This window comes from Kitasatospora sp. NPDC093558 (assembly GCF_040683475.1).
GTDB lineage: Bacteria > Actinomycetota > Actinomycetes > Streptomycetales > Streptomycetaceae > Kitasatospora.
Genome location: NZ_JBFBDY010000066.1, coordinates 1 through 23,085, shown reverse-complemented (window position 1 = coordinate 23,085; position 23,085 = coordinate 1). Strand labels below are relative to the sequence as shown.

At 73.8% G+C, this 23,085-nt stretch carries 26 protein-coding genes and 1 pseudogene; 14 read left to right on the top strand and 13 right to left on the bottom strand.

What is annotated here, in order from left to right; all coding sequences use genetic code 11:
• The first annotated feature begins 205 nt into the window (after window positions 1-205).
• A complete protein-coding gene (locus AB0O00_RS10110) occupies window positions 206-442 on the top strand; it encodes a hypothetical protein (RefSeq protein WP_363650059.1) in 237 nt (78 codons plus the stop codon).
• A 42-nt stretch (window positions 443-484) separates the two neighbouring features.
• Here the strand turns inward: AB0O00_RS10110 and AB0O00_RS10105 are convergent, their stop codons facing one another.
• The 4 genes from AB0O00_RS10105 to AB0O00_RS10090 all read right to left on the bottom strand — a co-directional run bounded on the left by AB0O00_RS10105 (window position 485) and on the right by AB0O00_RS10090 (window position 4,875).
• Window positions 485-1,219, bottom strand: coding sequence for an RDD family protein (locus AB0O00_RS10105; protein ID WP_363650057.1), 735 nt, complete (start codon window positions 1,217-1,219; stop codon window positions 485-487).
• An 83-nt stretch (window positions 1,220-1,302) separates the two neighbouring features.
• Window positions 1,303-2,586, bottom strand: a complete 1,284-nt coding sequence (locus tag AB0O00_RS10100; RefSeq protein WP_363650055.1) for an RDD family protein — start codon at window positions 2,584-2,586, stop codon at window positions 1,303-1,305.
• A gap of 436 nt (window positions 2,587-3,022) precedes the next feature.
• Window positions 3,023-4,126, bottom strand: a complete 1,104-nt coding sequence (locus AB0O00_RS10095) for a hypothetical protein (protein WP_363650053.1) — start codon at window positions 4,124-4,126, stop codon at window positions 3,023-3,025.
• A complete protein-coding gene (locus AB0O00_RS10090) occupies window positions 4,123-4,875 on the bottom strand; it encodes an RNA polymerase sigma factor (protein ID WP_363650052.1) in 753 nt (250 codons plus the stop codon). Before AB0O00_RS10090 ends, AB0O00_RS10095 begins: the two co-directional genes overlap by 4 nt.
• 466 nt (window positions 4,876-5,341) lie before the next feature.
• Here AB0O00_RS10090 and AB0O00_RS10085 point away from each other — a divergent pair, with 466 nt between their 5' ends.
• The 3 genes from AB0O00_RS10085 to AB0O00_RS10075 all read left to right on the top strand — a co-directional run bounded on the left by AB0O00_RS10085 (window position 5,342) and on the right by AB0O00_RS10075 (window position 7,858).
• A complete protein-coding gene (locus tag AB0O00_RS10085) occupies window positions 5,342-6,040 on the top strand; it encodes a hypothetical protein (protein WP_363650050.1) in 699 nt (232 codons plus the stop codon).
• Between the two features lie 192 nt (window positions 6,041-6,232).
• A complete protein-coding gene (locus tag AB0O00_RS10080) occupies window positions 6,233-6,985 on the top strand; it encodes a VC0807 family protein (RefSeq protein WP_363650048.1) in 753 nt (250 codons plus the stop codon).
• Window positions 6,986-7,117: 132 nt separating this feature from the next.
• Complete coding sequence (locus AB0O00_RS10075; protein WP_363650046.1) at window positions 7,118-7,858, top strand: tyrosine-protein phosphatase; 741 nt, start codon at window positions 7,118-7,120, stop codon at window positions 7,856-7,858.
• Between the two features lie 124 nt (window positions 7,859-7,982).
• Here the strand turns inward: AB0O00_RS10075 and AB0O00_RS10070 are convergent, their stop codons facing one another.
• Window positions 7,983-8,567, bottom strand: coding sequence for a GNAT family N-acetyltransferase (locus AB0O00_RS10070; protein ID WP_363650044.1), 585 nt, complete (start codon window positions 8,565-8,567; stop codon window positions 7,983-7,985).
• 105 nt (window positions 8,568-8,672) lie between these two features.
• Between AB0O00_RS10070 and AB0O00_RS10065 the strand changes: the two genes are divergently transcribed.
• A complete protein-coding gene (locus AB0O00_RS10065) occupies window positions 8,673-9,428 on the top strand; it encodes a Clp protease N-terminal domain-containing protein (RefSeq protein ID WP_363650042.1) in 756 nt (251 codons plus the stop codon).
• 57 nt (window positions 9,429-9,485) lie between these two features.
• On the opposite strand, the gene AB0O00_RS10060 is transcribed toward AB0O00_RS10065, so the two are convergent.
• Window positions 9,486-9,977 (bottom strand): NUDIX hydrolase, encoded by a 492-nt coding sequence (locus AB0O00_RS10060; protein WP_363650041.1) that lies wholly within the window; start codon window positions 9,975-9,977, stop codon window positions 9,486-9,488.
• Window positions 9,978-10,118: 141 nt separating this feature from the next.
• Between AB0O00_RS10060 and AB0O00_RS10055 the strand changes: the two genes are divergently transcribed.
• Window positions 10,119-10,478 (top strand): STAS domain-containing protein, encoded by a 360-nt coding sequence (locus tag AB0O00_RS10055; protein WP_363650039.1) that lies wholly within the window; start codon window positions 10,119-10,121, stop codon window positions 10,476-10,478.
• Here AB0O00_RS10055 and AB0O00_RS10050 read toward each other — a convergent pair.
• The 4 genes from AB0O00_RS10050 to AB0O00_RS10035 form a co-directional block, all read right to left on the bottom strand.
• Window positions 10,386-11,363, bottom strand: coding sequence for a sigma-70 family RNA polymerase sigma factor (locus AB0O00_RS10050; protein ID WP_363650037.1), 978 nt, complete (start codon window positions 11,361-11,363; stop codon window positions 10,386-10,388). The two genes, AB0O00_RS10055 and AB0O00_RS10050, sit on opposite strands and share 93 nt — an antisense overlap.
• Window positions 11,364-11,531: 168 nt before the next feature.
• Entirely contained in the window at window positions 11,532-11,804 is a 273-nt protein-coding gene (locus AB0O00_RS10045; protein ID WP_363650035.1) for a hypothetical protein, read from the bottom strand.
• 167 nt (window positions 11,805-11,971) lie between these two features.
• Complete coding sequence (locus AB0O00_RS10040; protein WP_363650033.1) at window positions 11,972-12,241, bottom strand: UBP-type zinc finger domain-containing protein; 270 nt, start codon at window positions 12,239-12,241, stop codon at window positions 11,972-11,974.
• A 95-nt stretch (window positions 12,242-12,336) separates the two neighbouring features.
• Window positions 12,337-13,191, bottom strand: coding sequence for a helix-turn-helix transcriptional regulator (locus AB0O00_RS10035; protein ID WP_363650031.1), 855 nt, complete (start codon window positions 13,189-13,191; stop codon window positions 12,337-12,339).
• Between the two features lie 198 nt (window positions 13,192-13,389).
• On the opposite strand from AB0O00_RS10035, the gene AB0O00_RS10030 reads away from it, so the two are divergent.
• Window positions 13,390-14,151, top strand: a complete 762-nt coding sequence (locus tag AB0O00_RS10030) for an SDR family oxidoreductase (RefSeq protein WP_363650029.1) — start codon at window positions 13,390-13,392, stop codon at window positions 14,149-14,151.
• Window positions 14,152-14,225: 74 nt separating this feature from the next.
• Entirely contained in the window at window positions 14,226-17,024 is a 2,799-nt protein-coding gene (locus AB0O00_RS10025) for a lysylphosphatidylglycerol synthase domain-containing protein (RefSeq protein WP_363650028.1), read from the top strand.
• 37 nt (window positions 17,025-17,061) lie between these two features.
• Here the strand turns inward: AB0O00_RS10025 and AB0O00_RS10020 are convergent, their stop codons facing one another.
• Entirely contained in the window at window positions 17,062-17,259 is a 198-nt protein-coding gene (locus tag AB0O00_RS10020) for a hypothetical protein (RefSeq protein ID WP_363650026.1), read from the bottom strand.
• 256 nt (window positions 17,260-17,515) lie between these two features.
• Between AB0O00_RS10020 and AB0O00_RS10015 the strand changes: the two genes are divergently transcribed.
• The 3 genes from AB0O00_RS10015 (at window position 17,516) to AB0O00_RS10005 (ending at window position 19,348) form a co-directional block, all read left to right on the top strand.
• The gene (locus AB0O00_RS10015; RefSeq protein ID WP_363650025.1) at window positions 17,516-17,983 is read left to right on the top strand and encodes a carboxymuconolactone decarboxylase family protein; all 468 of its coding nucleotides are present in this window, start codon (window positions 17,516-17,518) and stop codon (window positions 17,981-17,983) included.
• A 151-nt stretch (window positions 17,984-18,134) separates the two neighbouring features.
• The gene (locus AB0O00_RS10010) at window positions 18,135-18,779 is read left to right on the top strand and encodes a methyltransferase (protein WP_363650023.1); all 645 of its coding nucleotides are present in this window, start codon (window positions 18,135-18,137) and stop codon (window positions 18,777-18,779) included.
• Window positions 18,776-19,348: a TrmH family RNA methyltransferase gene (locus tag AB0O00_RS10005; protein ID WP_363650021.1), complete on the top strand. Its 573-nt coding sequence runs from the start codon at window positions 18,776-18,778 to the stop codon at window positions 19,346-19,348. The genes AB0O00_RS10010 and AB0O00_RS10005 overlap by 4 nt, the downstream gene beginning before the upstream one ends.
• Window positions 19,349-19,750: 402 nt before the next feature.
• Here the strand turns inward: AB0O00_RS10005 and AB0O00_RS10000 are convergent, their stop codons facing one another.
• The gene (locus AB0O00_RS10000; protein WP_363650020.1) at window positions 19,751-20,017 is read right to left on the bottom strand and encodes a hypothetical protein; all 267 of its coding nucleotides are present in this window, start codon (window positions 20,015-20,017) and stop codon (window positions 19,751-19,753) included.
• Window positions 20,018-20,235: 218 nt separating this feature from the next.
• Between AB0O00_RS10000 and AB0O00_RS09995 the strand changes: the two genes are divergently transcribed.
• Window positions 20,236-20,532 carry a hypothetical protein gene (locus AB0O00_RS09995; RefSeq protein WP_363650018.1) on the top strand — a complete coding sequence of 99 codons (297 nt, stop codon included), beginning with the start codon at window positions 20,236-20,238 and terminating at the stop codon, window positions 20,530-20,532.
• Window positions 20,533-20,687: 155 nt separating this feature from the next.
• Here AB0O00_RS09995 and AB0O00_RS09990 read toward each other — a convergent pair whose 3' ends face one another.
• On the bottom strand, window positions 20,688-21,623 hold the full coding sequence (locus AB0O00_RS09990; RefSeq protein WP_363650016.1) for a GIY-YIG nuclease family protein: 936 nt from the start codon (window positions 21,621-21,623) through the stop codon (window positions 20,688-20,690).
• Between the two features lie 128 nt (window positions 21,624-21,751).
• Between AB0O00_RS09990 and AB0O00_RS09985 the strand changes: the two genes are divergently transcribed.
• Both AB0O00_RS09985 and AB0O00_RS09980 read left to right on the top strand, forming a co-directional pair.
• Window positions 21,752-21,997: a hypothetical protein gene (locus AB0O00_RS09985; protein ID WP_363650014.1), complete on the top strand. Its 246-nt coding sequence runs from the start codon at window positions 21,752-21,754 to the stop codon at window positions 21,995-21,997.
• A gap of 885 nt (window positions 21,998-22,882) precedes the next feature.
• A pseudogene (locus tag AB0O00_RS09980) lies at window positions 22,883-23,085 on the top strand (NADH-quinone oxidoreductase subunit D); the annotation flags it as partial.

Here is a 23,085-nt window from a genome sequence, read left to right as displayed (position 1 = left end):
CGTCCGTTGCCGACTTGACCTGTCCAGGGCGTGGCATCCAGGCACCTCCTGGACAGGTAGCCTACCAGCAGAGATCCTTAAGTCACTGGTATTGGGCTTAGCCTGGACTTACCGAACTCCTGTGCCGGGTAGGACTCCTGGCAACCGGCACCACCCCGCCCAGCCCCCCGACCGCCGTTTCCCCCGACGTGCGAAGGACCCCGCCATGTCGCGTCCGTCCACTGCCCAGCTGTTCCTCGGTACGTTCACCGTCGTCGCCTCCACCGTGGCACTGTTGGCCGTCTCGGGCGCCACGGGCGTCCTGGAGGTCGCGGTGCTGGTGGGATTCGCCCTGGCGCTCGGCACGTTGGTGGCGCTGCTGCCGCTGCCGTCCTCGTCCCGGTCGGGGCGGGCGGCCCGGGTGCCGGCTCCGGCCGGACACGAGTACGCCCGGCAGCGCTGATCCGCCGCCGGGCGTCCCGCTCGGGCGCCGCCGCTCCACCGGTCAGGCCGTGGAGACCACCACGGTCTTCGCGGCCTTGTCGTGGATGCACTGGCGGTAGGGCTTGTCGAAGACGCCGAAGAGCCCGTCGATGATCCACCACAGGACGGCGCAGCAGAGCACGGCGGGCAGGATGTAGACGGCGGCGCGGGTCCAGGCGGCGGACTGGGTGGGCGAGTTGCCGTCGACGAGCATGGCCACGCGGACCTTCATCGCCTTCTTGCCGAGGGTCTGGCCGTCCCGGCCGAGCATGAGGCCCTCGTAGACGAGGTAGAGGGCGCAGGCGAGCCAGAACGCGCCGCTCTCGCCGGAGCGGTCGCCCAGGCTCGCGAAGGGCAGCACGAGGAGGATGCCGACCACCTGGACGAGCAGGTAGTCGATGATCCGGGCGAGGATCCGGTTGGGCCAGCTGCCGATGGGCGGCATCCCGGGCACGGGCCCGCCGCCGGGGGCACCGTAGGCGTTGGGGTCGTAGCCGGGCGGGGCCTGGCCGTAGGGCGACCCACCATACGGGTCGTACGGGGTCCGACCGGGGCCGGGCGCGCCCGGGGTCGGGCCGCCGTACGTGCCGCCGTAGGCGCCGGGGCGGTCCTGGGGGGCGTCGGCGGGCGGCGGGGTTCCGTTCGGTTCCGACGGCCGGCCTTCCGGCGTGCCGCCGCCCGGCTGCGGGGACTGCTTGTCGAAGGAGGGCTTGCCGCCCCCCTCCGGCTGCGGGCCTGAGGGGTCGTGGGTGCTCATGCCCCGAGTAGAACATCACACATTCTCAGGGTTTGGGATATTCAGTCCGTTTTGCCGGCCGGGGCCGGGCCCGGCCCCGCCGCTCAGTCCCGGACGACCCGGGTGCGCGCCGCCCGGTCGTGCCAGCCGCGCCGGCCCGACCGGTCGAGCAGCGGCCACAGCAGGGCGACGGGGAGAAGGGGGAAGGACAGCTGCCTGACGGCCCACCGCAGCAGTGAACGGCCGAGGCTCGGCCGGGTGCGGACGGCCGCGCTCGGGGAGGCGGTGGCGTCGGCCACCCGGATCCCGGCGATCCGCTTGCCGAAGGTCTGGCCGGTGCGGGCGGTCGGCAGCACCTCGTAGAGCAGGCTGACGAAGAGCAGGATGCCGAGCAGGACGGCGATCTTGCCGACCACGACGTCGTCCACCAGCCACACCTGGACCTCGCGGCGGGTGAGGGCGCTGGCCATCCGGGCCTGGTCGAGCTTCTGCTGGATGTGGTCGGACACCGAGTTGCCGAGCGGAATGCCGGCCGCGGTGGCGACGACCGCGAGGACGACGGTGTCGACGGCGCGCGCGGCGAGCCGCCGGCCGAGCCCGGCGGGCGGGGCGGGGGCGGGGCGGCGGCGCACGGGGGCCTGCCGCTGCGGCCGGACGGGCGGAGTGGGGATGGCCTCGGCCGGCTCGTCGGCCAACTCCTCGGGCTGCTGCTCGGGCTGCTCCCCGGCGACGGAGACCGGCTCGGCGATCGTCGTGCGCTCCGGCGCCCGCACCGCCACCGAGGCCGCCGGAGCAAGCGGAACAGCCGGAGCAACCGCAGCGTTCGGAGCAGCCGCAGCGGTCGGGACGACCGAGACGAGCGCCGCCGCAGGGCCGCTGGACGCGCCGACCGCCACCGGGCCGGCATCGACCGCCGCCTCCTCATCAACCGGAGTGCGCCCCTCGTCCGCGCGCCCCTCCTCCACCACGGGCGCCTCCGGAAGCACCCCCCACGAGACCCAGCGCGGCGACCCGCCCGTCTCCATCAGACCCCGCTGCGCCCGCGGATCGGCCTGCCACCCGGACGCGTCCGACGGCTCTCCCACCCCCGTACCCTCGTGCGCGGACTCCTCCGCAGCCAGGAACACCGGCCCGCCGACCGGCTCCATCCGGGGCCCGACGACGAACGACGCCCCGCCCTCCGTCTGGTCCAGGTACACCGGCCCGGTGTCCCCGGAGGTGCGCCCGCTCTCCGGCGGGTCGGGCTCCGGCTCCCGGGCCGGCGCCGGCGGCGGTACGGCCCGCACCCCCGCCGGGGCACCGACGCCCGCCCCCGGCCGCCGCGACGCGAAGCGCGGCGGCTCCAGCACCTGGCCCTCCGCCGGGGCGGGCCGGCTGGTGCCCGGCACCCAGGCGGAACCGCCCCAGTACCGGACCTCCCGCCTCGGGGAGGGGGAGGCGGCCGGGGAACCGGGCAGCGGATCCCCGACCGCCCGTTCGGGGTGTGTGTGGCCCGCCCGGACTGCGGGCGGGCGGGCCACACGTTTCCGGGCCGGCCGGGCCGGCGGCGCGTCCGGGGAGAGCGCCTGCCGGTCCGGCCGGGGGCCGGCCGGGTGGACGGTGGGCACGGGGGAGCCGACCGGCCACCCGGGGTCTCGGGTGGTCGCCGCGGCGCCGCGGGTGTCGCGGTGCCGCAGGTCCTGCGGTGGTGCGGTGGTGCGGTGGTGCCGTTACTGCGGTCCTTCGGTACTGCGGTCGTGCGGTCGTGCGGTCGTGCGGTCCTGCTGTCCGGATGGGCGGCGGGCCCGGGGGGATTCGCCCGCCACCCACCCGGAGTTCTGTGGGTCACCTCGCGGTGGTCGGCCGGTCCTGCCCGCTCGGGCGGACGTCGGGCAGCGTGGGCGGTGCCGGGAGGTTCGTCCCGGTCCGGCCGGGTTTGGGGCCGCCGCCGTTGGTGGTGTTCCCGCCGCCGGTGCCGCCGGACCCGCCCGTGCTGCCGGACCCGCCGGTGCTCTTGCCTCCGTCCGTGCCGTTGCCCTTGCCGCCGTCGGCGCCGCTGCCGCCCGAGCTTCCGGAGCCGTTGGCGTTGCCGCTGGTCCCGGACCCGCCCGTGCTGCCGGTGCCGGAGCCCGGGCGCGTCGGCTGCGGGGAGGCGCTGCGGTGGGCGTCGTCGCCCGCCCGGCCGAGCGCCTCGTCGCAGTAGTCCTCCACCTTGTCCGGGCCGCCCGCCTTGTCGACCAGCGGACCGAACACCGGGTCCAGGACCAGCTGGCTCGGGTGCTCGCCCTTGTCCGCCCGGTCACCGAAGACGTGGCAGAGGGCGAGCATCGCGGGCGGGACGGGCTCCGTGAAGCGACCCGGCGCGGAGGGGGTGCCGGGCGGCGGGGACGCCGACGGCCCGAGGCCCTGGCCACCGCCGCCGGAGCCGCCGGCGGACGGGCCGTTGGACGGCCTGGTCGGGCCGCCGGGCGTCGCGCTGCCCGGCACGTGCGGGGACGTGGGCAGCACGCTGGTGGCGCCGCCGCTCGCGAGGGTGTGCTCGGGCCCGCTGTCGTGGCTGAGGGGCGACGGCAGGTTCCCGGTGCCGGCGGCGACCGCGACCCCGCACAGCGCCGTGGCACCCAGCACGGCGGCAGCGGCCTTCGTGCTGAAGGCCCTGGCAAGGGCGGCGGTTGCCATCGATCGTCTCCGGGCGGGTGCGGTCGTCACTACGGGTGCGGGCGCGAGACGGGCCTCCCGGAACGCGGTCAGGGCGGCCTCCTCCCCGGTCAGCTCGGCGGCCGTCGCCGGGGCGGCGGCCGCGGCGAGTACCCGGGCGAGCTGCCCGGCGGCGTCGCCGTCCGGTCCGGTGAGCGAGGCGTCCTGCCCGGCCGACGGGCCGCCCACGGCACCGCCGAGCAGCTGCTCGGCAGTGTCACGGTCGATCCGACGGGATCGGTTGGTGCTCATCTCATGTCCTTCAGCGTCGCGGCCCGGCGTTCTGTCACACCCTGCGGAGAATTTTTTTTCGCGGCCCTTTCGGCGGCCTTTTCGGCGGCCCTTCCAGCGGCTCTTCCGTCGGCCCTCCCCGAGGGCGTCCCCGGCTCCTCCCCGGCGGTCCGCGCGGCCGGGATCCCGCGGTCGGATCCCGGCCCCGCGCCCGGCCCGAAGGACTGCTCCAGCAGCTTGGCCAGCCGCCGCAGCCCCCGGTGGGCGGCCATCCGGACGGTGCCGGCCCGCTTGCCGAGCACCTGCGCGGCGCTCTCCGCGTCCAGCTCCATCACCACGCGCAGCAGGACCGCCTCGGCCTGGTCGCGCGGCAGCCGGGAGATCAGCGCGAGGGCGTCGCCGGTGCCGACCCGGGCGAGCGCGGCGCCCGCCGTGTCGTCCCCGGCGGACAGCTCGGCCAGGTACTCGAAGGGCAGGTCCGCGACCGGGCGGCGGCGCCGGGCCCGCAGGTGGTCCAGTGCCCGGTTGCGGGCGATGGTGGCGGCCCAGCCGCGGAAACCGTCGCCGTCGCCGGAGAAGCCGCTCAGGTCGCGGGCGATCTGCAGCCAGGCCTCGGAGGCGATGTCCTCGGCGTCCTGCGCGTCCTCGGGCCGTCCGCCGACGAGGACCCGCAGGTAGCGCAGGAGGCCCGGCTGGACCGTCCGGAAGAGGAGCCGGAACGCCTCCTCGTCGCCGCCCTGCGCGGCCCGCACCGCCTCGGTCAGTTCCATTGGAGCGTGGGCCGGGCCCGGTGGCGGGGCGGCTGGTGGTACTGGTCCGGACCGGCCTACGGGGCTGCCGGTGCCCGCTCCGGGGCGCTCTGCACTCTGCACCCGCCACATCATGCGCCATCCGGGCGACGCGGACGGGCCGGACCTTGGACCGGCCCGCCCCGGGCCCAAGGTCCCGCGGACTCCCGTCCTTCGCCCGCGGCCCCGGCAGGGCCGTCCGGCCTACGTTGTCCGTGGGCGAATCATCCGGGCCCGCGTCCGCGCCGTGATCGCCGCCCCCGTCCGTGGCGTGCCGTCCGTCACGCCGACGCCACCGCCCGCCCCACCCCAGCGGCCCGCGCCGACGCTGCCGCCGGCCTCCGCATGCCCCCGCCCGCCCCCGCATGTCCCGCCCGCGCCGACGCCGACGCCCGCCCCCGTATGCCCCCGCCCGCGCCTCTGCCCGGGGCCGCCCGGAAGGACCCCCATGACCAGCAGCGCCCGCGAGCTCCACGCGGAGGGCCTGCGCGACCACCTCGCGCCCGCCCTGCGCGCCCTGGGCCTCGTCGGGTGGCGCCGCACCTTCAGCCTCCCCGACGACACGCACTGGCTGCTGCTCGGCGTGGTCGAGCGGCCCGCCGCCGACCGGGTCCGCTTCACCTTCGGCCTCAGCCTGGTCCGCCGGGCCGACTGGGCCGCCGCCGGCCTGCCCGGGCACCGGCCCGACCCGCGGGCCGTCCACGGCGTCGAGACCTGGCGGGCCCGGATCGGCGAGGTGCTGCCGGTCGGCGAGGACGTCTGGTGGGAGGTGCTGCCGGGACCGCGCTGGCGGGTGGCGCTGGACGACGCGGTCGCCGCCGTGCGCCACTACGGCCTGCCGGAGCTGCGCCGCCGCGCCGAGCGGGACCGCACCGGCACCGCCGAGGCGTACCTCTCCCCCGCCGACCTGGACGACGTCAACGCCGCGCTGCTGACCGCCGCGGTGCCCCGGATCCAGCGCGCCGAGCTCGTCGCCGGGGTGCTCGTCCTGACCGGCGCCTGGACCCGCGCCGACGCCGCCGCCCGGGCCGTGCTGGAGGGCACCGCGCTCGGCTTCCTCTCCGCCGGGGACGACCGCTTCCACGGCGTGCGGTGTGCGGACACGCTGGGCCGCGAGCTGTGGACGTTCACCGCGGCCGAGGCGTGAAACCGCAGGTGTGAAGCCGCAGGTCACCGGCCCTTCTCGACGCCCCGGCGAAGGCGCTGTCATGACGCGCACCATGACGTCTGTCATACGGATCCGGCAACGGACGGCACTGATCTGACGGAGGGTCGCGCCGGAAGACTGGAGGCACGACGCGGGCGCCGGTCCGCGGCCACCAGCGGGGGGGAACCCACCATGAGCCAGACCCTCAGCGCCGCCGCCACCGAGGCCACCCTCGCCCCGGCCATCGTCGCCCCGGCCGCGACCGCCCCGGCCGCCGCGGAGAAGCAGCCGAACCCGCTGGGCTCCGCGTTCCGCCCGCTCCTCCTGGACGTCGCCGCCCCGCTGGCCGGCTACTACCTGCTCCACTCGGCCCTCGGGATGAGCGAGTTCGCCGCCCTGGCCTGGAGCAGCGCCGTCCCGGCCGGCCGGACGGTCTTCGGCCTGCTGCGCGAGCGCACGCTCAACCTCTGGGCCGCGCTGATGCTGGCGGTCAACCTGGCCGGCCTGGCGCTCACCTTCGTCACCGGCGACGCCCGGATGATGATCGCCAAGGACGGCCTGCTCAGCGGCAGCGTCGCGCTGGCGATCCTGGTCTCCGCCCTCGTCGGCAAGCCGGTGATGACCCCGGTGCTGATGCCCTTCCTGACCAAGGGCAACCACGCCCGCGCCGCCGCCTGGCAGCGGCTGGTCGAGGGCCGGGCGGCCGCCTCGCGCTCCTTCCACCGCTACGAGCGCCTGTTCTCGGCGATCTGGGGCACCGCGCTGCTGGCCGAGTGCACCGCCCGCGTGGTCGGCGCCTTCACCCTCCCCGTCTCGACCATGGCCTGGCTGTCCACCGTCTTCCTGATCGGCGCGATCGTGGCCGGCTCGATGCTCGGCCAGACCGCCGCCGAGCCGATGGAGAAGCTGGTCAGCGCCGAGGCCGACGCCCCGACCGCCGCCTGACCCCCACCCGACCGGCCCCCCTTCCGAACAGCGGGTTCCCACCGGTCGAACAGCGGGGAACCATCCGGATCTCTCGATAGTCGTTCATAACGAGGGGGTAACGGGCCCCCTGACGAGGAAACGGGGACACCCATGAACGGGACGTACGCGCCGACCGCCACCGAGGACCGCACCCTCGTCTGGGACGGCTGCCTCAACGTCCGCGACCTGGGCGGACTGCCCACCGTCTCCGGCCGCCCGACTGCCCGCGGCGCGATCGTCCGGGCCGACAACCTCGACCGCCTCACCGCCGAGGGCTGGGACGCCCTCCTCGACCACGGCGTCCGCACCGTCGTCGACCTGCGCAACGCCGAGGAGCACAAGCCGCTCCTCCCCCGCCCCGAGGGCGTCGAGCTGATCCGCGTCCCGCTGGACGAACTCGCCGGCCCCGCCTGGTGGGAGACGTACGGACGGCTGGACGGCACCCCGCTCGCGCTCCGCCCCTACCTCGACCACTGCCCGCACGCCGCCGCCCGGCTGGTCACCGCCGTGGCCAGCGCCCGGCCCGGCGGCGTGGTCGTCCACTGCGGCGCCGGCCGCGACCGCACCGGCCTCGCCGCCCTCCTCCTGCTCGCCCTGGCCGGCGTCCGCCCGGCCGCGATAGCCGAGGACTACCTGCTCAGCGGCCCCAACGTCCGCCCGCTGTACGGGATGCTGGGCCTGCCGGACCAGTACCGCCGGATCGACGCGGTGCTCGCCGAGGCCGGCACCACCGTCGAGGCCGCCCTGGCCGACGCGCTGGACGGCTTCGAGCCGGCCGGCTACCTGCTCGCCGCCGGGGTCACGCCGGCCGACGTCGCCGCCGTCCGGGCCCGGCTGCTGCCCGTGGCCTGACTTCCCGGCCGCCGCCTGGCCGCGGCCTGACTTCCCGGCCGCCGCCTGGCCGCGGCCTGACCGTCCGGCCGCCGCCTGGCCGCGCCTGAGCACCCGCCCGGCCGCCGCCCCTCCGAGCCCGCGTTCACCAGAGCCGGTCGACCGTCCCCGGGTGGAGGGCGATCCGGCTGTGCGGGAAGTCCGCCCGGTGGCGCTCGGCGTGCGCGGTGAAGAAGGCCGCCATCGTCACCTTGTCGAAGCCGTCCTGGTCGCTGGGGAACGGATCCTCCGCCGTGCCCCCGACCAGGACCGCGCCCGGCAGCGGCTCCCAGCCCGCACTCTCGTAGAAGCCCCGCAGTCCGCGGTCGCAGGTGAACAGCCCGAGGTCCGCGCCACGCTCCCGGACGGTGGCGCGGGCCGCCGCGACCAGCCGCCGCCCGTGCCCGAGACCCCGGCAGGCCGGGTCGGTGACCACGGTGGACAGGCCGCTCGCCGCGTACGTCCGCCCGGCGTGGACGAGCTCCTTGGAGAGCACGTCCAGCGCGGCCAGCACCCGTGGACCGTCCAGCAGGAGCATGGAGAGCGGGCGCAGGGCCGGATCGTGCACGGGCGCGGCGGACGGACCGGGCGGGCCCGGCCACGCGAGGTCCTGCAACTCGGCCACCCGCAGCTTGAGTTCGGCGGGCACCTCGGCCTCGGGCAGGGCGAGGATCCGCAGGTCAGCAGCCAATTCCGACACCTTCACTCCATCCCGTCACCCGACCCCGCGAAGCCTACCCGGCAGTATCGTCAACTATCAGTTGACGATGAGGCATCGACAACCTACGGTTGACGCATGGAGAATCCCGTTGTTCCCAGCACGACTCCGCTGCGCCTCGACGACCTGATCACCGCGATCAAGAAGGTCCACACCGACGCGCTCGACCAGCTGTCCGACGCGGTCATCGCCGCCGACCACCTGGGCGAACTCGCCGATCACCTGATCGGCCACTTCGTGGACCAGGCCCGCCGCTCCGGCGCGTCCTGGACCGACATCGGCCGGAGCATGGGCGTGAGCAAGCAGGCCGCCCAGAAGCGCTTCGTCCCCAAGGATCCCGCCACCCCGAACGACCTCGACCCCAGCCAGGGCTTCGCCCGCTTCACCGACCGGGCCCGGCACGTCGTCGTGGTCTCCCAGGAGGAGGCCAGGAACTCCGGCAACGCCGAGATCACCACCGAGCACCTGCTGCTCGGCCTGATCGCCGAACCCGAGGGCATCGGCGCCAAGGCGCTCACCGCCCAGGGCGTCAGCGCGGAGGCCCTCCGGACCGCCGCGACCGCCGCCCTGCCGGCCCCGGCCGCCGAAGTGCCCGCGCTGATCCCGTTCGACGCGCAGGCCAAGAAGGTGCTGGAGCTGACCTTCCGCGAGGCGCTCAAGCTCGGGCACAACTACGTCGGCACCGAACACGTCCTGCTCGCCCTGCTGGAGCAGGCGAACGGCACGGGCGTGCTCGCCGACCTGAACGTCGACAAGGCCGAGACGGAGACGTTCGTCACGGAGGCCCTCGCCGCCATCGTCGCCGCCCGGAGCGAGGACCCGAGGCAGCCCTGAACCACGGCCGGGCCCCGGGACGGTCGACCGTCCCGGGGCCCACACCACGCCTGTCCCTCAGAACCCCGAGACGTGCGTGGTGACGATCCGCACCCGCCCGTCGACGGCCGCCTCCAGCGCGGCGCGCAGCCGCGCCGAGCGGGCCGGGCCGAGCAGCACGAGCGCCTCCTCGTCGGGCACCCAGCGGTGGTCGTCGAGCTCACCGGCCGGGACGGTCACGGGGGTGCCGTCCGGGACGGTGCCGAAGTCGAAGAGCAAGTGCTCGGCCGGGTGGTCGAGTTCGGCCGAGGGGTGGGTCCAGGAGATGGCCAGCAGGTCGCCGGCGGCCTTGACGATGCCGGTCTCCTCCTCCAACTCCCGCGCCGCGCACTCGGCGGGCCCCTCGCCGAGGTCGATCGTGCCGCCCGGGAACTGCCAGTGCTCGCGGTACCCGGCCTTCACGATCAGGATCCGCCCGGACTCGTCCCTCAACAGGCAGCCGGCCGCCGCGTATATCCGCGGCAGGGACGCCAGCCACTCCTCACGGGACATCAAGGGCTCAGCCGACACTGCGGTCCTCCTCGGCACGGTGCCGGACAGTGGTGGCTGCGGCAACGGTGGTCTCTGCGGCCCCTACTCTGCCACTGCGACCGGCGGGCGTGCGTTGGAGACGGACCGATGAGTCGGGGCCGCCGCAGCGGTCCAACTCGCATGGAGACCAAGCGAACCACCACCGCCACCGCTACTGACACCGCCGCCCGGACGCTCACCTGCGACCTCGCCGCGCTCACCGCCCCCGATCTGGCCGTCGTCGACGCCCTCGCCCGACTGCGGCTCGCCGCCGCCCGGCACGGCGTGGGCTTGCTGCTGCTGAACGCGAGCGGCCGACTGCGGGAACTGCTCGCGTTCAGCGGGCTGGCGGACGTCCTGCCCGTGGCGTCCGGCCCCGCTGCGCCCGGTCACACGATGCCCGCGCCGCTATTCGGCCTCCAGCCGGGCCGGGAGGCCGAACAGCGGGAAGAGCACGTCCGTATCGAGGAAGTTGGTGAGCGCGGTGATCCGACCCCCTGACACCTCGGGCACGATCAGCGCCCACGGCTCGTGCCCGCCCGCCGGACTCGGCCGGTACTGCGCGAAGGCCGGGCCGCCGTTGGCCGTCACCGGGAGCAGCCGCGAGCCGCGGCAGCCGGAGCCGGGGCCGAGCATCCACGCCCGGAGCTCGTCCTTGCCGCGCAGCCACATCGCGAACGGCGGCATGTTGAGCGTGACGTCCTCGTGCAGCAGCGCGGCGAGGCCCGCCATGTCGTAGGCCTCGAAGGCGCTGACATAGCGGTCCAGCAGCGCGCGGTGGTCGTCGTCCAGGGCCGGCGCCGGACGGGCGGACGCCCCCTCGCCGGCGAGCACCGCGCGGGCCCGCTGGAGCGCGCTGTTGACCGAGGCCACCGTGACGCCGAGCAGTTCGGCCACCTCGGCGGCCCGCCAGCCGAGCACCTCACGCAGGATCAGCACCGCCCGCTGGCGCGGCGCGAGGCGCTGGAGCACCGCGACGAAGGCCAGCTTCACCGACTCGCGCTGCGCGGCGACGTCGGCCGGGTCACCCGTCTCGGGCAACACCCGGCCGTCCGGCGCGGGGCCGATCCACGTCACCTCGGGCAGCTGGGCGTCGCTCGCGGTGGCGACCGTCACCGGGCCGGCGAGATCCATCGGGCGGGCCCGGTTGTTGCGGCCGTTCAGCGCGTCCAGGCAGACGTTGGTGGCGATCCGGTACAGCCAGGAGCGCAGCGCCGACCGGCCCTCGAAGTTCCGGTGGCCGCGCCAGGCGCGGACCATCGTCTCCTGCACCGCGTCCTCGGCCTCGAAGACCGAGCCGAGCATCCGGTAGCAGTAGCCGGTGAGTTCGGTCCGGTACCGCTCCAGCTGGAGCTCGACCGGCTCCTCCGTGATCACGTCCGTCATCGTGCGCCCCCGTGGCCCGGCCGCGCTTCGGCCGACGGAACGACCGTACCGCAGGGGTACGACAGCGGACCGGGCGCGTACCGACCGTCCAAATCGGAGTCTTGAGCGTGCGTCAAGGAAGGGGCGGACGCCCTGCCAGGACGTCCACCCCTGCCGCCGAGGCGCCGCTCAGTGCGCGGAGTGCTTCTCCGCGCCGCGGTGCCGGTGGCCCTTGAGCTCGGCGTGCATCGCCGGAGCGGCGTGCGCCGCCGCCGTCCCCGCGTCGCGCCCGCCGTGCCGGAACGGGTCGCCCGCGGCGTACCCGGCGGACCCGGCCGACGTGCCGCCGGTGCGCACGCGTGGCATGGACTGCTGAGGGCTGCTGGCCATGCCGCGGCGTTCCAGCAGGTCCTGGGTGCCCTGGCGGAGCTTGGCGGTGCTGGCAAGTGTTCGCTTGGTCATCGTCGGCCTCCCTTCGGCGGTCACCGACGGCGACGGACGTCGGCCGGTGGCCGCGCGGGCGCTGCGCTTCGTGGTGTGGGATGAGCGCTATGTCCGGATTTTATCCGGGTTGGGGCCGCATGCCACCGGGAAACCGCGGGGCTTCGAGGTGGGGCGGCCGGGCCCGCTCAGCCCATGACCTCGTGGACGAAGCACCAGCGCCAGTCCTCCCCCGGCTCGTACGAGCGGATCACCGGGTGCGAGGAGGCGTGGAAGTGCGCGGCGGCGTGCCGCTGCGGCGAGAAGTCGCAGCAGCCGACGTGTCCGCAGTCCAGGCAGATCCGCAGGTGCACCCAGTCCCGGCGGCCCTCGGCCAGGCAGTCGGCGCAGCCGTCGGCGGGCGGGGCCGGCCGGATGGTCCGGGGGGCCATGGCGAGGTCTTCGCAGGCGGCGGTCATGCCCGCAGGGTAGTGACGGCCGCCCGGGGCAGGGCGCGAAGACACGCCCGGACCGGGGCGCGGAGACAGTCCACGCCGGGGCGCGGAGCAGCGGATCACTCCACGCGCGCCGGACTCCCGTCCGCCGTCCAGCTCGCCAGCAGCGCGAGCTTCTGCGCGGTCGGCGAACCGGCCGGCGCCGTGAACGCGACCAGCAGCTGCTCCGGCGATCCGTTCACGCCCAGCGTCTCGTAGCCGAAGTCGAGTTCGCCGACCAGCGGGTGCCGGATCAGCTTCACCCCGTGCGTCTTCTCGCGGACCTGGTGATCGGCCCACAGGCGGCGGAACTCCTCGCTGCGCACGGACAGTTCGCCCACCAGCGCGCTCAGCCTCGCGTCCTCCGGGTGCAGCCCGGCGTCCCGCCGCAGGTACGCGACGGTCTCCGCGGCCACCGCCTCCCACTGCACGTAGAACTCGCGGGCCGCGGGGTCCAGGAACACCTGCCGGGCGGCGTTGGGGTCACCACCCCCCGGACGGGACGAGTACCCGTGCACCGCGTCCGCCAGGCCGTTCCACGCGAGGACCTCCATCCGGCGCCCCAGGACGAACGCCGGCACCCCCGCCATCATGTCCAGCAGCAGCCGGGTGCCCGCGCGCACCTGCTGCCGCCCACGGGCGGAGGACGCGGCGGCGGACGGCTTCGGCGGACGGGCCAGCGACCGCAGGTGCGCCGCCTCCACGTCGTCCAGGCGCAGCACCCGCGCCACCGCGTCCAGCACCGCGTCCGAGGCACTGCCGCCCCGGCCCTGCTCCAGCCGGACGTAGTAGTCCACGCTGACGCCCGCGAGCTGCGCCACCTCCTCCCGGCGCAGCCCCGGCACCCGGCGGCGGCCGTGCCCGGGCAGGCCCACCTCCTCGGGCTGGATCCGGGACCGGCGCGAACGGAGGAAGTCCCCCAGGCTGTTCTCCATGCCCGGCAGCGTAGCCCTGGGGACGGCGCGCAAGGGTGGTACTGCCGTTCCCAGGAAGGGAGTTCCCAGGTCCGCGTTTCCCGGGTCCGCGGTTCCCGGGTCCGCGGTTCCCAGGAAAGGCGCAGCTCTGGGTAGCCGTGCGCCGCCGCCGCAGAGTGGTCGCCGTCAGCCCGACCGACCCACCCTGGGAGCCTCCCGATGAGCTACCCCGCTCTCGCCACCCGCACCGCCGTCGTCACCGGAGCCGCCAGCGGCATGGGCGCCGCCACCGCCCGTCTGCTCGCCGCCGGCAGTGCCCGGGTCGCCCTGCTCGCCCGCCGCACCGACCGGCTGGAGGAACTGGCCGCCGAGATCGCCGCGGCCGGCGGCCAGGCCGTCGCCGTCACCGCCGACATCACCGACCAGGCCTCCGTCGACGCCGCCACCGGGGCCGTCCACGACGCCTTCGGCCCGGTCGACCTGGTGGTCAACAACGCCGGGGTGATGCTGCCCAACCCGCTCGACGACGGCCGGATCGACGAGTGGGCCCGCATGATCGACACCAACCTGACCGGCGCCCTGCGGATCGTCCGCGCCTTCACCCCCGACCTCGTCGCGGCCGCCGCCGACGGCCGCACCGCCGACCTCGTCAACGTCTCCTCCATCGCCTCCCACGTCGTCTTCCCCAACTACGCGGTCTACGGCGCCACCAAGGCCGGCCTCACCCAGCTGTCCGCCGCGCTGCGCACCGAACTCGGCCCCCGCGACGTCCGGGTCAGCGCCGTCGAACCCGGCCTCACCGACACCGAACTCGGCGGGCACATCGACAACCCGGCCCTGCGCGAGCAGCTCGGCGGGATGTTCGAGGCGATCCCGGCGCTCAGCGCGGACGACATCGCCGACCTCGTCGCCTACACCGTCAGCCGCCCCCGGCACGTCAACCTGCGCCACCTTGTCGCGCTGCCGACCCGGCAGGCGTGAGCGCCGGCGGGCAGGGGCGGCCCGCTTCATCACGTCACGGCATCCCCTCATAGGGGCATGGGAGCATGCCCCCCGTGGCAATCGTGACGGGGAGAACGGACGGCGACAGCGGCGGCGCGGAGGCCGACGGCGCCGGGACGGGCGCTGCGCCCGGGCCCGTCCCGGGGCAGCAGCCCCGGGAAGAGGGACGCGGCCCGGCCCGGGCGCTCGACACCGGCCGAATACGGCAGCCGGTCGCCCTGGTCCGGCTGCTCACCGGCCTCCTCGGCACCGCCCTCACGCTCCTGCTCGCCGACTACGCGCGCGCCACCACCGGCGGCATGGCCGCCGACATCGCCGACGCCACCGAGCTGGTGCCGCGCCCGCTGGCGAGCCTCGCCGGCGGCCTCACCACCGCCGCCGTCCTGCTCCTGCCGGTCGGCCTCGCCGTCCGCCGCCTCCTCGGCCCCGACCGGCGCCGCGCCCTCCAGCAGGTCTCCGACGGCCTGCTCGCCGCCGTCCTCGCCTACGGCGCCACCCTCGCCGTCGGCATGTGGGCCGACGCCCTCGCCCCGGCCTCCCTGCTCGCCTCCCTCACCCAGGCACTGCCCGGCGGCCACCCCGGCCACACCGAGCCCGTGTACGGCTACCTCGCCCCCGCCCTCGCCTTCCTGACCGCCTCCGGCAGCCGCGAACGGCGCCTGCCCTGGACCGTCCTCGCCCTCTCCGGCCTCGCCGGACTCGCCGCCGGCTACGCCACCCCCACCGCACCCGTCCTCGGCCTGCTCATCGGCTGGAGTGCCGCCCACGGCGTCCTCTACGCCGTCGGCACCCCGGACCCGCGACCCCGGCCCGCCGAGATCCTCCGCAGCCTGCGCGAGAGCGGCCTGCGGCCCACCGCCGTCCACCCCGCCGGGCCCTACCGCCACCTCGTCCGACAGACCGACGGCCGCCCCGACCTCGACGTCCAGGTGCTCGACCGCCAGGACGTCACCGCCGCCGCCCTGCGCCGCGCCTGGCGCCGCCTGCGGCTGCGCACCGCCCCCCACCCGCGCGCCCTGCGCTCCCCGCGCACCGGCCTGGAGCACGAAGCCCTGGTCTCGTACGCGGCCGTCGCCGCCGGCGTGCGCACCCGCCGGATCGCCGCCACCGCCGGCCTCGGCCAGGACACCGCCCTCATCGCGTACGAGCACCTGGAGGGCCGCACCCTCGACGAACTCGCCGACGACGAGATCACCGACGACCTCCTCACCGACGCCTGGCACCAGCTCGCCCTCCTCCAGCGCCGCGAGATCGCCCACCGGGCCCTCGTCCCGTCCGCCCTCGTGATCGACCCGGCCGGCGCGGTGCACCTGGTCGACTTCGCGGACGGCGACATCGCGGCGAGCGAACTCGTCCTGCGCAGCGACATCGCCCAGCTCCTCACCACCCTCGCCCTGCGCGCCGGCCCGGCCCGCTCCGTCCGCACCGCCATCGCCGCCCTCGGCCCCGACCCCGTCGCGGCCTCCCTCCCGCTCCTCCAGCCGATAGCCCTGGCCCCGACGACCCGCCACTCCCTGAAGCGCACCCCGGCGGCGGCCGACACACCCGTGGGCGGCACCAGCACGCCCCCGACCATCCCCACCGAGATACCGGCCCCCCGCCCTGCCGACGGCGACGAAGGCAGCCCCAGCGAGCCCCGGACCGCCGAAGGCAGCCAGGCCCCCGCCCTCACGACGCCCCACCACCCCGCCACCACAACCCCCACCCCACCTGCCACCAGTGGGAGTGCCACCGCCCCCACCCAGCCGCCGGCCGACAGCTCTAACCCCGCCCCACCACCGAGCCCCCACCCCGCCACCAGCGGAACGGCCCCCACCCAACCCGCCACCGGCGGCAAAGCACCCGACCTGCTGGACGAGATCCGAGCCGAGGTGCTGCGGCTCCGGCCGCAGGCAGCAGTCCGGCCGGTGAAGCTGGAGCGGTTGCGGCCCCGGACGCTGCTCGCGGTGGCGGGCGGGGTGGTGGCCGGGTGGCTGCTGATCCCGCAGCTGTTCGCGGCGGAGCAGAACCCGATCGCCGCCGTGGCCGACGCCGATCCGTTCTGGCTGCTGCTGGCCGTCCTCGCCGCCGCGACGAGCCACGTCACCGCGGCGATGGGGTTCGTCGGCTTCGTGCCGGAGCGGCTGGACTTCCGCAACGCCGTGTTCGCGCAGGTCGCCGGGTCGTTCGTGAAGCTGGTGTCGCCGGGCGGCGTCGGCGGCGTCGCGCTGAACACCCGGTTGCTGCAGCAGGCCGGCATCCCGACCCCGCAGGCGCTCTCCAGCGTCGGGGTCGGGCAGCTGATCGGCCTGGTGCTCCACCTGCTCCAGCTGGGGGCGTTCGTCTACCTGCTCGGCCAGGAGCCGGGCGGCTCGGAGCTGGACGCTCTGCCCGCCGTCGCCGGGGCCCTCGCGGGGGCGGCGGTGCTGCTGGCCGCGGTGTCGGCGGTGCCGCCGGCCAGGCGGTGGCTGGCGGCCCGGCTGCGGCCGCTGACGGCGGAGGTGCTGCCGCGGCTGCTGGAGCTGCTGCGCAACCCGGGACGGCTGGCGGTCGGGGTGACCGGGCAGCTGCTGGTGTCGATGTGCCTGACGGCCTGCCTGTACTGCTGTGCCCGGGCGGTGGGCCGGGAGCCGTCGTTCGCGGCGGTCGCGGTGGTGTTCCTCGTCGGCAGCCCGGTCGGCAACGCGGCGCCGACTCCGGGCGGGGCGGGCGTGATGGACGGGGCTCTGGGGGCCCTGCTCCAGTCCGTGGCGTCGATGGAACAGGGCGGTGCGGTGGCGGCCGTCGTGCTCTACCGGTGCCTGACGCTGATCCTGCCGGTCCTGCCGGGCTGGGCGGCGTTCGCGTGGCTGCAGCGGCGCCGCGCCCTGTGAGCCTCCTGCGGCCCGGCCCCTACCTCCCGGTACTCGTCTACTCCCGGTACTCGTCCTCGTCGAGCTGGACCACGCGGCTCTGCTCGGCGGCGTCCGCGAGGTCGGTGGCGGGGTCGGCGCCGAGGGCCCGGCGTTCGGCCACCTCGTCGTACTCGTCGCCCTCGGGCGCCTCGTCGTCGGGTTCGACGGTCTCGACGGCCTCGTCGATCAGGTAGTCCTCGTGATTCTGCGGCATAGCGTCCGTCCTCGCTGTTCGGAGGCTCCCACGGGGCCCGGATGGCGGTTGCTGCGCGATCGCTGCGCGGTTCTGGGCGACGGTGCTGGGCGTTGCTGGGCGGTACTGGCAGTATCCGCCGCCGGGCGCCCGGACGCGAAGCGCCGGCCCGGTTCCGGCGTGTTGCCCGACCAGCCCCAGCGCCCTGAATTGACCCGTAAATCCAGTGATCGAATGACCCATCACCATGGTGCATTCCGTCCATAGGGTCGTAGTCATGACGACGAACGAGACCACCGCAGCCCCCGCCCGCCTCGACTACGCGCGCACCGTCCCCAAGGTGTTCCGCGCGATGATCGCCCTGGACGCCGCCGCCCGCGAGGGCCTCGACCCGGCCCTGGTCGAGCTGGTGCAGCTGCGCACGTCGCAGCTCAACGGCTGCGCCTACTGCCTGGACATGCACGCCAGGGACGCGCGCAAGGCCGGCGAGAGCGACGAGCGGATCTACCTCCTCCCGGTGTGGCACGACGCCCCGGCCGGCGTCTACTCCGAGCGCGAGCGCGCCGCCCTCGCGCTGGCCGAGGAGATCACCGCGATCGGCGGCGGCGTCTCGGACGCCGTCTACGCTCGGGCCGCCGCCCACTTCGAGGACGAGGAGCTGGCGCACCTGATCTCGGTCTGCTTCACGATCAACACCTGGAACCGGATCAACGTGACCACCCACAAGACCCCCGGCACCCCCTGACCGCCGGCACCCCCTTGATCCCCGGCGCCCCCTGACCGCCGGGGCCGGCCAGAACGCGCCACGGGCCGCCGGGGGTACGATCGGTGCCGTACCAGGGCTTACCCACACCCACCCGGTGGCCCCGAGGCCCACACGAACGACGGGGAACCACATGTCCGGCTCGCACTACTTCACGGGTGCACCCGAGGTCGCCAGCGAGCGCCGGCCGATCACGGTCTCCCTGCCGGACCTCACCCTCGAACTGACCACCGACGCCGGGGTGTTCTCGCGCAGCCGGCTCGACCCCGGCACCCGGATCCTGCTGGAGCACGCGCCGCCGCCGCGCGTGCGCGGCCCGATCCTGGACGTCGGCTGCGGCTACGGCCCGATCGCGCTCACCTGGGCGACCCGGCGCAAGCGCCTCCCGGTCTGGGCCGTGGACGTCAACGAGCGCGCGCTGGAGCTGGTCCGGCTGAACGCCGGGGCGCTGGGGCTGGGCAACGTCCAGGCCGCGCTGCCGGACGACGTCCCCGAGGACCTCCGGTTCGCCACGATCTACTCGAACCCGCCGATCCGGATCGGCAAGGCCGCGCTGCGCCGGCTGCTGACCCACTGGCTCGGCCGGCTGACCCCCGACGGTTCGGCGTTCCTGGTCGTCCAGAAGCACCTGGGCTCGGACTCGCTGCAGAAGTGGCTGACCGAGCAGGGCTACCCGACCTCCCGGATCGCGTCGGTCAACGGGTTCCGGATTCTGGAAGCGCGGCCCCGTCCGGAGACGGACGAGGGCACCGAGAGTGGACGAGGTACGACGTCGTGAAGCAGCTCCGCGGGACCGAACTGAAGCGTCTGCACCGCTCGTGGCGGCGCAGCAACGAGTTCCGGCTCGCGCTGATCCTGGAGAACCTGCAGTCCCCGTTCAACGTCGGCTCGGTCGTGCGGACGGGCGCGGCGATGGGCGCCGAGAAGCTGTACCTGACCGGGGACACCCCGTCGGTGCGCTCGGCCGGCGCGCAGAAGGCCGCGATGGGGACCGACAAGTACCTGAAGGTGGAGCACTTCCCGACCGTCGCCGAGGCGGTGGCGGCGGCGAAGGCGGACGGCTTCAAGGTGGTCGGCCTGGAGCTGGCGGACGAGGCGGTGCCGATGTTCGCGGCCGAGCTGACGCCGGCGGTGGCCTTCGTCCTCGGCCACGAGGACCGCGGGATCACGCCGGAGGCGCTGGCGCTCTGCGACCAGGTGGTGTTCGTGCCGCAGCTGGGCCGGGTCGGCTCGCTGAACGTCTCGGCCGCCGCGACGGTGGCCTGCTACGAGGCGCGCCGGCAGGGGTACGCGATCAGCGGCACGCCGGACGGCAGCGAGGACGTCGGCGGGCTCGACGACGAGTAGGGGCTCCGCGTGAACGCCTGATGGGTCTGCCGATCGGCACACCCATCAGGCGTTTTCGGCGTGTTGCAGCCCGCGCGACTCCGCCGATATCTGCCGAACGGCAGATGTGCGGGTGGGTGGGGCGGCGGAAGCATGGCGGTCGGAAAGACGCCGATCGCGAGGTCGGCGTGCAACGACCAAGCGTGCGGCACCCGGCCGCACGCACCGGGGGTGAGCCATGGAGCTCCGGATCCACGACCTGACCAAGGAGTACGGCGGCGGCAGGCGCGCCGTCGACTCCTTCTCCCTGACCCTGCGCCCCGGCGTCCTCGGCCTGCTGGGCGCCAACGGCGCGTTGCCCACCTGTACGGCAATCTCGCCGGCTCCCATCACTCTCAGGGAGATGCACTCCGCGCAGAGGCGCTATTCAACCTCGAACTCCAGCACCTGGGGCGCCTCGACCCCACAAATAATGTTCTGCTTGTACAGACTCGACAATCCCTGGCCCTGATCTATATCCAGGCCCAAGAAATAGGCGGTGACCTGAAGGCCAACCTCACGACCACCTTCCAGGAGGCGGTAGAGCACCTGGAGTTCATACTCCAGCAAGCCAGAGCCTGGGCGTTCGACGCCCCGAAGGCCGCTCTCAAGCTGGCCATCGACTCGCGGATAGCAATCCAGTACGCGCATCTGCCGCAGGCTGAGGCAGCACGGCTTGCACCGCTGGCGCTCGCCTTCGCCGACCTGGAGGGAAGAATCGAACCGTCCACCTACTCCATCAGCCACACGACTATCGAACAAGCGGATCAGCTGATCCAGCAGGGTCAGTATGCCGAAGCAGAGCGGTGCTGCCGGAAGCTCTGGACGACGGACTGGTCGGTCCGGCTGCAGGGGAAGCCCGACGCTTCATGATCGAGGCTCTCGCCCGGCAGGCGAAGTGGCGTGAAGCCATCGAGGAGGTTCGCTTCTGGAAGATATCAGCTGAGGGTCCCCGCCTGTTTCGCCACTCCGTCATCGACCTTCTCCGCAACGCCGGCCACGCCTGCGCTGAGGCGTTGATGGTTGGTGATACGCGCTCCGTAGCCCTGCTGAGCGAACTCATCGACTGGCCGGACCTTGACGACTTTCTCGCTGTGGGAACCGACGACGATCGATTCGTAATCCACACCATGCACTCCCTGCATGAGAGTCTCCAAGGAAACTGACATCGAGTACCGGCTCTCTCCGGGAACCGGCAGTTGGACCAGGGCAAGGCGGCGCGGCAAAGCACCGACGGCGGGTCCTCTCGCCGCAGGGGAGGTGCTCACTGAACTCGGCGGTGGGCCGGGCCGACTGTCGGCGGACACCAAGCCGCTCGGCGTCACATGGCCTGCCCCGCCTCGAACAATGTCGGCTGGTCGCTCGACGGTGCCGAAGGCGGGACCAGGGTGCTGCCGACTTGGTGATCCTTGAGCGTCTGCCCGCTCTCGTCGACCCAGGCCACGCGGCCGTTCAAGTTCACCCCCGCCATCACGCTGGCTGCCTGGGACGGGCTGCCGAACACGTGATCGCGCGCCAAGCGCAGGTGCTTCTTGTCCGACGTCTCCACCAGAACCTGGTCGTCGAGAAGCTCCTGTCGGCGCAAGCGGTAACCGGGCGACAGCTTCTCCGCCTTGCCGATCCTGCCCAGTGCTCCTTTGCGTACCAGGAACCCGTCAGAGCACTCGAAGCCCCGGCATGACGTGCCCTTGGGCTTCAGCTGGTACTGCACGCCCTCGGCATCGGCGGGAGCGACCGAGGTGGCGGGCTCCTCCAGACACACCACGCCCAGGACACCCATCAGCAGCAACACGTCCTCGAACAGCCGGTCGTGGACGGACTGCTCCTCGGCACGAGGCGGCGTCGGATTCGGCGTCACGTCGTTGTCCACGATCGCGACGCCGGCTGCGCGCGCCTGACGGATCAGCCGCGCCTCCAGCTGTACCACATGAGCTTCGGTCAGACCGTTCTTGTTGTCCGTGGTGAACGCGAAGCCCTGGGTCCAGAAGTCCTTCTTCCGCTGGTGATCGTCGAGCCGCGTCGTTAGGACCTGCCCGCGCCCCATGTAGACGCGCTGCTTGCCTGGGTGGTCGGGGTCCGGCCCCTGCACCAGGTAGACGCCAGTTTGAGACAGCTCCTCGCGCATGCGGGCCTTGGGGTAGTCCGCCCGCCCGAAGGCGATGCAGATGCACGAGCGCTCTGCGCTGTATGCCTTCCGGATGCCGCTCGGCCGGCCGTCAGCCAGAGCGATATGGACAAGAGTCTCTTTGCTGGTCACGGCGGAAACGATCGCACACTACCCGTAGGCAGCTCGGACGTGGCCTACGCGCGCTGCGAAGTCGAGCGCCCCCTCGGCCACGGCCGCCGAGCCGATAGGCGCCTGACGTGCTGCTTAGCCTGTCTTTCATGATCGACAGCGTCAGTCCCGAGCCCCTCTCCTGCGCAAGGAGCATTTTCAGCTCGGCCCTCTTCGAATCCCTCCTCGACAGCCCGTTCGTGCGGCCCGCCGTAGACAACGCGGCCCTCCAACAGCGCAACGTCGACACCCTCCGCAAGAACGTGGCCGCCCTGGCCGGGGCTCTGGACACCGCTTCGCGCTCGGTGATCCTTACCAGACGCCACAGGTCCAGCTGCGGACCTTCGAGGCCCTGACGGCAGAGGCGGAGAACGGTCGGCGGCTCACCGACCGCGCGGGGCGCTGCCTCGACTCGCACGGAACCTCGGAAACGGAAGACGCGCTCGTGGACGGCATCGACGCCTGGTTGCGACCGCTTCCAAGGCGGACCGCCCGCACTCCTTCTCGCTGACTGGCGCACCATCGAGCCAGACGGCGCGCAGCCGCCCTGTCACAGGCGCTCCGGTCAACTGTGCGGCGCTGAGCCACCCTCTGCTCAGTGGTGGCCACGTTAGGCGCGACTGCCGCCAGCCCCGCTTTAAAAATGTCACTGCCCGCAACCGCTGTGCAGGCGGATTCGTGAAGGAACGGCGCCTTCCCGATCCGGCCTCGATACATGCCTCGGGACGCACGGGCACTCCTCGGGCACTTTTTGGGGCACTGCAGCATCAGAGTCCAGTGATAATGCAGCTACATGCAGCGACAAGCCGCAGGTCAGCGACTTGCTAGAAGGCGACCAAGAGAGGGCCATCGACGCAGAGTGGCTGCCGATCCACGCATCCGACATGCGTTGGTTTCGCGCCCGATAGTCCCGGCATTCCAAGGTCACGGAACGGCAAAAACCCCAGGTCAGATGCCAGACCTGGGGTTTCACCATGGAGCCGCCTGCGGGATTCGAACCCGCGACCTACGCATTACGAGCCCGAGAGTGATCATGATGACTGCTGCCGCCATCGATCACTTGGTGACGTTTCCGCAGGTCAGGAAGCTGTGTCGTGATCCACGATCCCGCCCGAACCGGCACGTGCCGCGTCGTCCGCTCACGCATCGCTCACGCAATACAACTCCGATACCCGTCTCACCATGCCGCACCGAGCGCGAGTGGATGGACCAGCACCTACTTGGTGGCAGACTCTCACCCCATGAGGGAGACCACGGTCGGCATCGGGGCGGGAGCCGAGAACGTCACGGGCGAGGCGGGCACCACCGACATGGTGCTCAACATCGGCCCGCAGCACCCCGCGACGCATGGCGTCCTGCGGCTGCGGCTGGTGCTCGACGGCGAGCGCATCGTCACCGCGGAGCCGGTCATCGGCTACATGCACCGGGGCGCGGAGAAGCTGTT